Annotated in this window: 12 protein-coding genes; 5 read left to right on the forward strand and 7 right to left on the reverse strand. The window is 66.7% G+C overall.

The genetic code is table 11. The annotated features are described in order from the left end of the window. The first annotated feature begins 16 nt into the window (after positions 1-16). A complete protein-coding gene (locus tag ACZYZ4_RS08025; protein ID WP_463859749.1) occupies positions 17-814 on the forward strand; it encodes an SDR family NAD(P)-dependent oxidoreductase in 798 nt (265 codons plus the stop codon). Continuing rightward, positions 811-2,076 carry an acyl-CoA dehydrogenase family protein gene (locus tag ACZYZ4_RS08030; RefSeq protein WP_463859751.1) on the forward strand — a complete coding sequence of 422 codons (1,266 nt, stop codon included), beginning with the start codon at positions 811-813 and terminating at the stop codon, positions 2,074-2,076. The genes ACZYZ4_RS08025 and ACZYZ4_RS08030 overlap by 4 nt, the downstream gene beginning before the upstream one ends. A gap of 79 nt (positions 2,077-2,155) precedes the next feature. Here the strand turns inward: ACZYZ4_RS08030 and ACZYZ4_RS08035 are convergent, their stop codons facing one another. Beyond that, entirely contained in the window at positions 2,156-2,992 is an 837-nt protein-coding gene (locus ACZYZ4_RS08035) for a DUF1684 domain-containing protein (protein WP_463859752.1), read from the reverse strand. Positions 2,993-3,185: 193 nt separating this feature from the next. On the opposite strand from ACZYZ4_RS08035, the gene ACZYZ4_RS08040 reads away from it, so the two are divergent. Further along, complete coding sequence (locus ACZYZ4_RS08040; RefSeq protein WP_463859754.1) at positions 3,186-3,866, forward strand: NADPH-dependent F420 reductase; 681 nt, start codon at positions 3,186-3,188, stop codon at positions 3,864-3,866. 152 nt (positions 3,867-4,018) lie between these two features. Further along, positions 4,019-6,841: a phosphoenolpyruvate carboxylase gene (gene ppc, locus ACZYZ4_RS08045; RefSeq protein ID WP_463859756.1), complete on the forward strand. Its 2,823-nt coding sequence runs from the start codon at positions 4,019-4,021 to the stop codon at positions 6,839-6,841. Positions 6,842-6,990: 149 nt separating this feature from the next. Here the strand turns inward: ppc and ACZYZ4_RS08050 are convergent, their stop codons facing one another. Genes ACZYZ4_RS08050 through ACZYZ4_RS08060 form a run of 3 tightly spaced genes read right to left on the reverse strand, consistent with a single transcriptional unit; the run spans position 6,991 to position 10,031 of the window. Continuing rightward, the gene (locus ACZYZ4_RS08050) at positions 6,991-7,734 is read right to left on the reverse strand and encodes an ABC transporter ATP-binding protein (RefSeq protein WP_463859758.1); all 744 of its coding nucleotides are present in this window, start codon (positions 7,732-7,734) and stop codon (positions 6,991-6,993) included. Next, positions 7,727-8,887: a FecCD family ABC transporter permease gene (locus ACZYZ4_RS08055; protein WP_463859760.1), complete on the reverse strand. Its 1,161-nt coding sequence runs from the start codon at positions 8,885-8,887 to the stop codon at positions 7,727-7,729. The genes ACZYZ4_RS08050 and ACZYZ4_RS08055 overlap by 8 nt, the downstream gene beginning before the upstream one ends. Continuing rightward, positions 8,877-10,031, reverse strand: coding sequence for an ABC transporter substrate-binding protein (locus tag ACZYZ4_RS08060; RefSeq protein WP_463859762.1), 1,155 nt, complete (start codon positions 10,029-10,031; stop codon positions 8,877-8,879). The genes ACZYZ4_RS08055 and ACZYZ4_RS08060 overlap by 11 nt, the downstream gene beginning before the upstream one ends. A gap of 154 nt (positions 10,032-10,185) precedes the next feature. Here ACZYZ4_RS08060 and ACZYZ4_RS08065 point away from each other — a divergent pair, with 154 nt between their 5' ends. After that, positions 10,186-10,959, forward strand: coding sequence for a DUF6390 family protein (locus tag ACZYZ4_RS08065; RefSeq protein ID WP_463859764.1), 774 nt, complete (start codon positions 10,186-10,188; stop codon positions 10,957-10,959). A gap of 51 nt (positions 10,960-11,010) precedes the next feature. On the opposite strand, the gene ACZYZ4_RS08070 is transcribed toward ACZYZ4_RS08065, so the two are convergent. The 3 genes from ACZYZ4_RS08070 to ACZYZ4_RS08080 are packed head-to-tail and all read right to left on the reverse strand — an operon-like array spanning position 11,011 to position 12,241. After that, the gene (locus ACZYZ4_RS08070; protein WP_463859766.1) at positions 11,011-11,349 is read right to left on the reverse strand and encodes a hypothetical protein; all 339 of its coding nucleotides are present in this window, start codon (positions 11,347-11,349) and stop codon (positions 11,011-11,013) included. Beyond that, the gene (locus tag ACZYZ4_RS08075) at positions 11,318-11,644 is read right to left on the reverse strand and encodes a HypC/HybG/HupF family hydrogenase formation chaperone (RefSeq protein WP_463859768.1); all 327 of its coding nucleotides are present in this window, start codon (positions 11,642-11,644) and stop codon (positions 11,318-11,320) included. Before ACZYZ4_RS08075 ends, ACZYZ4_RS08070 begins: the two co-directional genes overlap by 32 nt. A gap of 12 nt (positions 11,645-11,656) precedes the next feature. Next, entirely contained in the window at positions 11,657-12,241 is a 585-nt protein-coding gene (locus ACZYZ4_RS08080) for a hydrogenase maturation protease (RefSeq protein WP_463859770.1), read from the reverse strand. Positions 12,242-12,247 lie beyond the last annotated feature (6 nt).

Raw genomic sequence — 12,247 nt, forward strand, 5'->3', positions numbered from 1 at the left:
GCATCAAGGAGGATGTATGGACGTCTCGGGTACTGTCGCGCTGATTACGGGAGGGGCCTCCGGGCTGGGGGCTGCCACGGCGAAGCGCCTGTTCGACGCCGGCGCCTCGGTTGTGCTGATCGACCTGCCGTCGTCTGCCGGTGCGGCCTTCGCCGCCGAGCTTAACGCCGCCGGCAGCGGTTCGGGGGCAAGAGCGGCCTTTGTCCCCGCGGACGTCACCAACGAAACTGAGGTGCAGGCCGCCGTCGACACCGCTGTGGAACTGGGGCCGCTGCGCATCGTGGTGAACTGCGCTGGCGTCGCCACCCCGGGCAAGGTCCTGGGCCGGGATGGCGTCCTCCCGCTGGACACGTTCAACCGCGTCATCAAGGTCAACCTCATCGGGACCTTCAACGTGCTGCGCCTGGCGGCCGCAGCCATGGTTGCCACGGAACCGGTCAATACTGACCTGGGCGGCCCCGAGCGCGGCGTCATCATCAACACCGCCTCCGTGGCTGCCTTCGACGGGCAGATCGGCCAGCCGGCCTACGCCGCCTCCAAGGGTGCCGTGGCCGCCATGACGCTGCCGCTGGCCCGCGAGCTGGCCCGATCGCTGGTGCGGGTGGTGACCATCGCCCCGGGCATCTTTGAAACACCCATGATGGCAACCCTCCCGCAGGACGCGCAGGATTCCCTGGGCCAGCAGGTCCCGCACCCGTCGCGCCTGGGCAGGCCCGCCGAATACGCCAATCTGGTGGCCCATATTGTGGAAAATGCGATGATCAACGGCGAAACCATCCGGCTCGACGGTGCCATCCGAATGGGCCCGAAATGAGCCTGCCGCCCACCTCCGAACAGACCGCTTCGGAATCGCCCACCTCCGGATCGGCGCTCGACGACCTGCCCACCGCCGATTTTTTCGCGTTCGAGTCCCTCCTCAGCTCGACGGAGCGGGGCAAGCTGGCCGAGCTGCGAGAGTTCCTGGCCACGGAGATCGCCCCCTACGCGTCGGACTGGTGGAACACGGCGGAGTTCCCGGCGCACATCCTGCCCAAGCTCGCCGCGCTGGAGCTGAGCACGCCGGCGCAACGCGGCTATAGCAACCTCTTCGCCGGCCTGGTCATCGCCGAGATGACGCGCGTGGACACCTCCATCGCCACGTTTTTCCTGGTCCACCACGATCTGTTTGTGGAGTCGCTTTACGGTTTTGGTTCGGACGGCCAGAAGGCGCGGCTTCTTGCGGACGCCTCAAACCTGCGCATCACCGGCGCGTTCGCTCTCACCGAACCCGGCCACGGTTCCGACGTGGCCGGCGGGATGGAAACGAGGGCGCGGCGCATCTCCAGCGCAACGGGAGAGCCCGACGACGACGGCGACTCGTGGGTGCTCAACGGCGCCAAGCGCTGGATCGGGAACGGGACGTTCTGCGATTACATGCTGGTGTGGGCCAAGGACGAGGCCGCGGCGGCCGGCGGGCATGGCGCGGTGCGCGGGTTCATCGTTGATGCTTCCTTGCCGGGTGTGAGCCGGAGCCGGATCGAGAACAAGATTGCGCTGCGGACGGTGCAGAACGCGGACATTGTGTTCAAGGATGTCCAGGTCGCCGAGGCCGACCGGTTTGCCGGCATCAGCAGTTTCGAGGACACCAACGAGCTCCTGCGGGGCTCACGGATCATGGTGGCGTGGCAGGCGGTGGGGCAGCAGCTGGCGGCGTTCGACGTCGCCCGGCAGTACGCCGTCGAACGCCGGCAGTTCGGCCGGCCGCTGGCGAAATTCCAGCTCATCCAACAGCAGCTGGTCACCATGCTCGGCAATGCCGTGGCCAGCATGGGCATGATGGTGCGACTTGCCCAGCTGCAGGACGACGGGGTGGCGGACATGCCTCAGGTGGCCCTCGCCAAGTCCTACACGAGCGCCCGGATGCGCGAGTCCGTGGCGCTGGGCAGGTCCATCTTGGGCGGCAACGGCATCGTGACCGACTACCGGATGGCCAAGATCTTTGCCGACGCAGAGGCCATCTACACGTACGAGGGCTCGTTCGAAATCAACACGCTCATTGTGGGCCGTGCCGTCACCGGCGTCTCAGCAATCGTCTGACCCCCACGCGGCACTCGCACGAACTGGCAGCTAATCCCCTCAAAACATGAACTTGAAGGGATTAGCTGCATGTTCGCGCTCAATCAATGAACGCGGGTTGCTTTTCGCCGGCTTCGATCTTCGCGTCGAGGCTGTTGTTCTTTACGGGCATGGGGCAGGTGCCGAACGGGGTGAAGGCACTGGGGTAGTTGATGGCGCGGTTGAAGTCCAGGACCACGGTGGCCTTCCCGGAGGCATCAACCCGGGGCCTGGGGGTGGAGACTTTCCGCCACTCATCTGTTGATTCGCCGTTGGTTTCGTCGTGGAACGTGATGGTCAGCGCCCCCAGTTTTTCCTCCTCCGCATGCAGCCGGTACTCATGGTCAATGCCCGGCAGCAGGAAAACCACCTCGCCCACCGAATAATGCACGCCGTCCACCAGCGGATTGGCTGTTCCGACCGGGACGGCCACAGGTTCGGGATACGCCTCGTAGGCTGCTTCGATCACCAGGTCCGGGTTGTAGTCGAAGGTGGGCACGCCGTCGAACTCCGTCAGTACCGGCGACGCTGAATCGCGGGTCCGGATCGCGTACCGGTCTGCGCGCATGGCGAGTTCCGCCACTACCTGCTGCCCGTCTACTCCGCCGAACTGCACCCACATCAGCGATTCCTCGTTGGTGAGGGAGGCCGTAATAGTCCCGTCAACGGGCTCGCCGGTTTCCACCAGCGTCAGTCCATCCTGCGCCGCAGCGGTGAGCGTCGCCGTCGTACCGTCCGTTGACCAGAAACCGGGGGAGAGGTCGACGGCGGCGGGTCGAGATTCCAGCCACTGGAAGGAAGTGAGTGTCAGCCAGCCGTGGCGGGTGGCGAGGGCTTTGTTCCGGTTCGTGCGGAAACGCTGCCAGCGTTCCAGCTGCGCGGCTGCGGTGGTGTCCATGGTTCCTCCAAAAACGGTTCTGATTCCCCGGCTACAACTTCAAGGCCTACAACCCAGCGCAGACGCTGTCCATTCCACCACGGCCCACCACGGCCGTGTTGCTGCCGCAGCCCTTGTCTTGCAGGCGGCGGAGAGTAACGTCGAAAGCGACGGAACATCGTTCCGGAGTCCCATGGTTGAACTTGGAGGAACCATGAAAATCGCGGTCCTGGGCACGGGTTTCGCAGGCCGGACCCTCGCGGGCGCGCTGTCCGCGCTGGGACACGACGTGGTGGTGGGCACCCGCGACCCGGGAGAGACTCTCGCCCGCAGCGCGCCGGACGCCACGGGCACGCCGCCCTTCAGCGAATGGCACGTAGCGAACCAGCACATAGCCCTGGAAACGTTCGCGGAGGCCGCAGCCGCGGCCGAAGTGATAGTCAATGCAACGAACGGAGCGGGCGCCCTTAGTGCCCTCAATGCCGCGCGTTCGGCAAACCTGTCAGGGAAAGTCGTGGTGGACGTTTCCAACCCGCTCGACTTCTCACAGGGCATGCCGCCGGTGCTGAACCCGTGTAACACGGACAGCAACGCCGAACGGATCCAGCACGCGTTCCCGGAGGCGCGGGTGGTCAAAACACTGAACACCATGAACGCAGGGCTGATGATTGACCCCGGACGGCTGGGTGGCGGGGACCACTCGGTGTTCGTCTCCGGCGACGACGCTGGCGCCAAGAACACCGTGACGGCGCTCCTCCAGGAGTTGGGCCACCGCGATATTATTGACCTCGGAGACATCACCACCGCTCGCGGAGCGGAGATGATGCTCCCGGTGTGGCTGCGCCTGTGGTCGGCATTGGGGACTCCGGATTTCAATTTCAAGATCGTCCGCTGAAGTCCGCCGCGGCAGGGGCGGAGACCGACGCAATATCTGAGACGGATTCCGCCTTCGCCATCCCGTACGGGTAGCATCGATAGCTAGTAACGTGGCTCACAGTATCCAGCGCAGTGTACGAGCCAAGTCCGAACCCTCGAAAGACAGTTTCCATGGCTAACACTGCAATGAATTCCGCAACCGACCTCGCCTCTGAACTGAGGGCCGACGTCCGGCGCGTCTCCACCCTGCTGGGTGAATCCCTGGTCCGCCAGCACGGCCCCGAACTCCTTGATCTGGTGGAGCAGGTGCGCCTCCTCACCAAGGAGTCCAAGGAAGCCGCCCGTGGCGGTGCCGATGCCACCGGCCCGTGGAGCGCGCACGACGTCGTCGAACAGGTCCGCGAACTGCTCGGCTCCCTGCCGATCGAGCAAGCCACCGACCTGGTGCGTGCGTTCGCGTTCTACTTCCACCTGGCCAATGCGGCTGAGCAGGTCCACCGGGTCCGCGGTCTGCGGACCCGGCAGGAGAAGGATGGGTGGCTGGCCAAGGCCGTCACCGAAATCGCGGCCCAGGCGGGGCCCGAAGTCCTGCAGGAAGTGGTCAACGGGCTGGACGTCCGCCCCATCTTCACCGCCCACCCCACCGAGGCTTCGCGCCGTTCCGTGCTGGACAAGATCCGCAAGCTCTCTGACATCCTGGCCGAGTCCACTAAGGAAGGCACCACCGCGCGCCGCCGGCAGGACCGCCAGCTTTCCGAAGTCATCGACCAGATGTGGCAGACGGACGAACTGCGCCAGGTGCGCCCCACCCCGGTGGACGAGGCCCGCAACGCGATCTACTACCTCGGCGGCATCCTGACCGACGCCATGCCCGAGATGCTCTCGGATTTCTCGGAGCTGCTCGGTGAGCACGGTGTCAGCCTTTCGTCCCAGGACGCACCCATCCGGTTTGGGTCCTGGATCGGCGGCGACCGGGACGGCAACCCCAACGTCACGGCGGCGGTCACCAAGGAAATCCTGCAGATCCAGAACCAGCACGCCGTCCGCATCAGCATTGCGATGATGGATGAGCTGATCTCCATCCTGTCCAACTCCACCGCATTGTCCGGCGCGGACCAGACCCTGCTGGACTCCATCGATGCGGACCTGAAGAAGCTGCCGGGCCTGGACCGGCGGGTCCTGGAGCTCAACGCCCAGGAGCCCTACCGCCTCAAGCTCACGTGCATCAAGGCCAAGCTCATCAACACGGGCAAGCGGGTTGCCGCGGACTCCACCCATGAGCACGGCCGTGACTACAGCTCCACCGAGGAACTCCTCAACGACCTTGAACTGCTGGAGCTGTCCCTCCGCAACCACTCGGCGTCGCTCGCTGCCGATGGCGCCCTTGCCCGCGTCCGCCGCGCCGTCGCGTCCTTCGGCCTGCACCTGGCCACCCTGGACATCCGCGAGCACGCCGACCACCACCACGACGCCGTTGGCCAGCTGATGGACCGGCTGGGCGGCCCCGGCATCCGCTACGCGGAACTGAGCCGGGTGGAACGCTTTGAGGTTCTCGGCTCGGAGCTCGCCTCACGCCGGCCGCTGTCCGGCCACCCCATTAAGCTCGACGGCGTCGCTGACGGCACGTACGACGTCTTCCGTGAGATCCGCCGCGCCCTGCGCACGTATGGTCCGGACGTCATCGAGACCTACATCGTTTCCATGACCCGCGGCGCGGACGACGTCCTGGCCGCGGCCGTCCTGGCCCGCGAGGCAGGCCTCATCAACCTGTTCGGCGAAAACCCCTACGCCAAGATCGGGTTCGCGCCCCTGCTGGAGACCGTGGAGGAGCTGCGTGCCTCGGCGGAGATCGTGGACCAGCTGCTGTCCGTTCCGTCCTACCGCGACCTGGTCCGGTTGCGCGGCGACGTCCAGGAAATCATGCTGGGCTACTCGGACTCCAATAAGGAATCCGGCGTGATGACCAGCCAGTGGGAGATCCACAAGACCCAGCGGAACCTGCGCGACGTTGCGGCCAAGCACGGCGTCCGTGTCCGGTTGTTCCACGGCCGCGGCGGTTCCGTGGGCCGCGGCGGCGGACCCACCTATGACGCCATCATGGCGCAGCCCAACGGCGTGCTGGAAGGCGAGATCAAATTCACCGAACAGGGCGAGGTCATCTCCGACAAGTACTCGCTGCCGGAGCTGGCCCGGGAAAACCTGGAGCTCTCCCTAGCGGCAGTGCTCCAGGGCTCGGCCCTGCACCGGGATCCGCGCACGTCCGATGACCAGCGCGAACGGTACGGGCACGTCATGGAGACCATCTCCGACGATGCCTTCGACCGGTACCGGAAGCTCATCGACGATCCTGACCTGCCCGCGTACTTCCTGGCCTCCACTCCGGTGGAGCAGCTGGGCTCGCTGAATATCGGCTCCCGCCCGTCCAAACGCCCGGATTCCGGGGCGGGGCTGGGCGGCCTGCGGGCCATCCCGTGGGTGTTCGGCTGGACCCAGTCCCGGCAGATCGTGCCGGGCTGGTTCGGTGTTGGCTCGGGCCTGAAGGCTGCCCGTGAGGCCGGAAACTCCGCCCAGCTGGTGGAGATGATGGAGAACTGGCACTTCTTCCGGTCGGTTCTGTCCAACGTGGAGATGACGTTGGCCAAGACGGACATGGACATCGCCGGGTACTACGTGGCCACCCTGGTTCCCGAGGAGTTGCACCGCATTTTCCGCACCATCCGCGAAGAGTACGAGCTCACGGTCTCAGAGATCCAGAAACTTACCGGCGAAGGTGTGCTCCTGGATGCCCAGCCGACGCTCAAGCGTTCGCTGGAGATCCGGGACCAGTACCTGGACCCCATCAGCTACCTGCAGGTGGAGTTGCTCCGCCGCGTACGGGCCGCCCAGGGCGCCGAAAGCGAAAGCATCAGCGGAGCCGAGATCGACGAACGGCTCCAGCGGGCCATGCTGATCACCGTCAACGGGGTAGCGGCCGGGCTGCGCAACACGGGCTAACGCCGGACGCTTTCCGCCCTCGCACCCGCGCAATCCGCGAGAACCTCGCACCCCTGCGCGACACGCACACCCCCGCGCGAACTGGCAGCTAATACCCTTTCCGGTCCCTTTTGACGTCATTAGCTGCCGGCTCGCGCAAACTCCGGAACTCACCGGCCGCCGTAGTGCACCACCACCGTCCGGCGGGTGTTGCGGCCGTCGGCGTACGCCATGGTGCTGACGCCCACACCGTAAAGCGCGGTGAGTTCCGTCTCGCTCAGGAGCTCCAAGGCATCGCCGGTCCGCGGTCCGCTGGCAGTGAGCAGGACGGCCCGGTCCGCGAGGTACAAGGCGTGGTCCGGGTGGTGCGTACTGAGGAGCACCGCCATGCCGTCCGTCATCAGTTCGCGCAGGAGACGCAGGACGCGGACCTGGTTCTTCAGGTCCAGCCCGGTGGCGGGCTCGTCCAGCACCAGGACGGGGCAACCGGCGGCGATGGCCCGGGCGATCAGGACCAGTTGCTGCTCGCCCCCGCTGAGGGTGGGGAAGAACCTGCTGCGGAGGCCGGCGACACCCACCCTCTCCATTGCCTCCAGGGAAGCAGCCCGGTCTGCCGGACCTGGCGAACGGAAGAGTCCGATCTGTCGGGCGCGTCCCATCAGCACCATATCCAGGGCCCGGTAGGCGAAGGTACTGCCATGGGCCTGCGGGACGTAGCCCGCTCTGGCCGTCCGCGTAACGCTTCCCTCTACGGGGTTCAGCAGCCCGGCGGCGCATCGCACCAGGGTGGTCTTGCCGCTGCCGTTGGGTCCCAGGACGGCGGTGGCTGTTCCCGGGAGCACCTGGAAGCTGACGTCCCGGAAGACCCAGTCCGTCCGGCCGTATCCGAAGCCCACGCCGTTCAGCTCAAGCACTTTCCCAGATCCTGTCCCGGTTCCGGCGCAGCAGGACAAAAAACACGGGCGCGCCGATCAGGGCCGTCAGCACGCCGAGCGGGATCTCGCCTGCTGTCGCGGTGCGCGCCACGGTGTCCACGAGCATGATATAGGCGCCGCCCAAGAGGAAGGACACCGGCAGCAGGACCCGATGGTCCGGACCCACCCACATCCTTGCCAGGTGCGGGACCACCAGGCCCACCCAGCTGACCGCGCCGCTGACGGCCACCGCGCCGGCCACGATCAGTGCCACCGAAACGAGGACCACCCACCGCAGCGGGCGGGGCCGGATCCCCAGGGCCGTGGCATCGTCGTCGCCCAGCGAGAGTACGTTGATGCGCCACCGCAAGGCCAGGAGCACCAACGCGCCACCGACGACCGGAATCAGTGCCACCGCCACCTTGCCGAAGGTGGCAGTGGCTATGCTCCCCAGGAGCCAGAACACGATGGCCGGCAACGTGGTGTTGGGATCCGCGATGTAGGTGACCAGGGCTACCAGCGCGGAGAAGAACGATCCAGTGACCACGCCGCCCAGCACGATCATGAGCAGGGGAGTCCCGCCGCGGCCCGAGGTGATGAGGAACAGCATGGCCAGGGCAATCAGTCCGAAAGCGAAGGAACTGGTGATCAGCGCGAACGTCCCCAGCCCCAAGAGTATCGCCAGCGCGCCGCCGAAGGATGCGCCCGCGGAAACACCGATGATGTCCGGACTGACCAGCGGATTGTGGAAGATGGCCTGCAGCGCGGCGCCGCCGATCGCCAGGCCGCCGCCCACCAGCAGCGCCAGCAGCACGCGGGGCAGCCTGACAAGGAGCACCACATTCTCCTCCGTGGCGGTGGCTTCGGAGGGGATCGGGACGACTTGCCCCACCAGGATCTGCACCACGTGCCAGAGCGGAATGTTGTAGCGGCCGAGGGCCAAGGCCACCAGAGTCACGGCAACCAGGAAGATGGTGCTGATGGCGATGGGCTTCAGGGCCGATGGTCCAGGCCGTCCTTCACGCGTACCGTCCCGGTCCCGGTCCCGGGCGGCGTCGTTAACGTCCCCGGCGGGGCTGGTGCCCCGCTCCGGGCTATCGGACGCACGGGCTCTGCCGGCTTCAAGCCGTTCGTCGCTGGCGTCATGCAGCATTGAACTGCCGGTAGTGGTCAGAGTGAGCGTTGGCCGCGGTCCACAGGACCTTGTCCAGTTCCGCCGCCGTCGGCTTGTGGCCGTACAGGAAATCGAAGTACTCCGTGACCTTGTCCCGGAGGAGGGAGCGCTGCTGGGGGAACGCGATGTCGCTGAGCCAGTGCCACATCAGCGGTGACTCCTGCCCGGGGGGATCCCACCGGTATCCGCCCAGCGGCACCTTGTACACGCGCCGGGACTTCACCGCGGACACTGATTGCCAGACGGGGTCTGAGTAGAGATCCTGGGGCATGGCGGCGTCGAAGTTCCCCAGCAGGATGACCTCGGGATCCCACCGCAGCACCTGCTCCACGTCCAGGCCCACCATCCCCGAGCCCTGCAGCGGGTCATCCCCGGTAGCGGGATTCGCGGCACCCACCAGCTTGATGTAGAAGTCGTTGTAACTGTTGGCGGCAGCTACCTTGAGGCCGCCGGTGAACCGGTTGAAGTACAAGATGCTGGGCCCTGTGGAGTTTCTGCCTGCGGCCAGCTCCTTGATGGCGGCGAGCTCATGGTCGCTCCGCGCCTTGATCTCCACGGCCCGTTCCGGTTTTCCCAGCATGGCGGCGAACATGGCCACCCACGCGTCCACATCTCCCTGTTTGCCGGTGTTGGTCAGCCCGATGACGTTGAGACCGGCCTTTTCCAGCGGATCGACGAGCTGGGCGTCGGACCACTGGATCACCACGTCCGGATCGAGAGCACGCACGCTTTCCACGTTGGCGGTGAAGTCCTGTGTGGCGATCTCGTGCGGCAGATCCAGGGCCTTGGGAAACATTGTGCCCATGATGCCGTCGCGCATGGCCACCCAGGACGCGTTGTGCATGGCAGCGAGATGGTCAGCGGTCCGGTCCACCGCCACGAGCAGCGACGCCGCCGGCATGGGGATGGCCACCACGCGGGTCACGGGCCGGGCGAAGGTGATGGTCTTGCCGCGCTGGTCGGTGACGCTGATCCCCCCGGCGCTGCCGGTCCCCCGGTTCACGTCAGCGCCCGACGACGACGGGGAACCGGGGGTGCCGGCACATCCGGCCAGGAGTGCTGCTGAGCTTCCCGCCGCAAGGAGTTGAAGGGCGGTGCGGCGGTTGAGATCGGTGGTTGCCATGGTGTGTGACCCCCTGCGCTTCGGTCTTCACAGCATCCGCTCGTGCGCGGAGGCTGTCAACGGTTTTTGTGCTCGCCACGTCGGCCGAGCGGCCCTTGTCCGGGGTGCGTGGCGGTGCTAGGTTCAAAAGACCCTCGGAGAAGGTGGCCACGCGATGGTTATCGATGGTGCCCAGTTGTTTGTCCGGTATGCCTACCCGCCCAATTCGCGGGGCAGCTGCGGCCCTCCGGACAGCGACGCCCTGCTGCACTACGGCCAGTCCGGCGTCACTGACCAGGGGCTCCGGGAACTCGCGAAGGGCTTCGCCGGAGCCTGGCCGTACTTGGAACTCATTGCCGGCGCCCACGGCATCCCCAACCCGCTCGACGCGCGCGTGGTCGAGGCCTACTGGGTGGGAAACAGCCTGCTGGACTCGGTGGGCATCGGCAACATGGGTAACTCGATGGAAGACCGGTTCCGGGCCCGCACCGGCCGGCAGTTTCCGCACCTCGTGGAAGGCGTGTTGGCCGGCGGCGTTCCGCACCACAGCTTCCACGTCTTCGAAATCTATCCGTGGCTGGGCCTGCTGCGGGATGACCGCCGGTACGCCACTGCGCTGAATGTCCTGGACCGCTGCCGGATCCGGTGGGGCGAGGTCCTGGCCATCACCGGCGACGAAGCGGTGGTGAAATCGCGTCCCCTGACCTGGGACGGAACAACACTGGCCGTGGGGGATCCCGTTGTGGAGTCCGCCAAGTATGCCGTGAACGGTACCGGTTTCGTTGCCGGGCTCGCAGCGGGCGATGTGGTGTCGCTCCACTGGGACTGGGTCTGTGACCGGCTGACTTCCCATCAGCTGCAGCAACTGAAGTACTTCACCGGCCGGCACCTTAAGATCGCCAACAGCGGCGTTGAACACCGCGGCGCAGCTATCGCCCTGGAACACTGAGCCCTCCGGCCACTGAGCCTTGGAACCCTGGAGCTAGGGCGATCCCCGTGGCTAGGGTGACTGCGGTGCCGCGGTATGGGGGTCGTCCGGGGGCTCGATAGCGGTCGAATCGCGGGGGGAGGATTCGCCGGTAGGCCGTTCCGCCGGGCCCGCGTCCGTTCCGGTGTCTTTACGGCCCGGCTCCTTGCCTTCCTCCTTGACAACGTCTTCACCGCGCCGGGTGGTGCTCTCGCCCACTCCTTCCGGAGCGATGGCGGCATCCGCCGGAGTTTCGTCGGAACCCGGCTGCGCGGGCTCCTTCAGCGGTGGCTCGCTGCCCCAAGCGCGAGCAGTGCCGGGGGCGGTCTCCTGCTCCTCGTCACGTGGTTCGGACGGATTCATGGGTGTCATGGTGTTCTCCTTGTTGGTGGTGGTCAGCCGGCGGCGGAACGTCGTTGCCGTCGCCGGGTTGCCGTGGCCGGCCCATCAGTTCGAGCCCGCTCATCGCCTGTTCAGCGCCTGCGTCGTCCACCCGCTCCAGCGCGAAGCCCATATGGATCAGGACCCAGCTGCCCGGTGGCAGCGGGCCGTCTTCCAGAAGCCCGATGTTGATTTTGCGCTGCACGCCGGCCACGTCCACCAGCGCGAGCTGGTTGCCGTAGCCATCGATCAGCCCGATGACCTGGCCCGGGATTCCGAGGCACATGATTCGTCCGCCTTAGGTCTGGTTGGAGGTGTGTTGGCTGAGGAGCGTTCCGACGGCGGCAATCGCCGCGGGGAGGGCAGCGGCCACCCGTGCCGTCAGGCCGATTCCTTCGGTCACGTCGGCCGGAACGCAGCCCACGACATAGGTGACAGGCACCTCGCCGCCCAGGGTCCGGAGCTTGCCGAGGACGGCGGCCGGGTCCATGCCGTGGGGGTCCAGGGACGCGCCGCCGTCGAGATCCTCGGTGCGGATCCGGAGCACGCGGATGCTGCCCGGGGACGTCCCGCCGGTGCCGTCACCGTAACCGTCCCCGCCGCCGTCGCGTTCTGTCCCGCGGGCCGGCGGCACCGCATCAACGAGCACCAGCACGTCCACTCCGGCCAGGAGGTCGTAGGCCAGGTGCATGCCGCGGATGCCGTAGTCCACCACCTCGACGCCGGGCGGCAGGTGAACGCCCGAAGCCAGCCGGCGGGCGACTTCCGGGCCGAAGCCGTCGTCGCGCAGGAACATGTTGCCCACGCCTGCTATCAGCACGCGGGACGCGTTCTGCACGGGGGCTGCCGCGGAGGGCTGTGCCAAAGGCGCGGCGGCGTTCATGCCGGC

The sequence above is a fragment of the Pseudarthrobacter adonitolis genome (assembly GCF_055412845.1).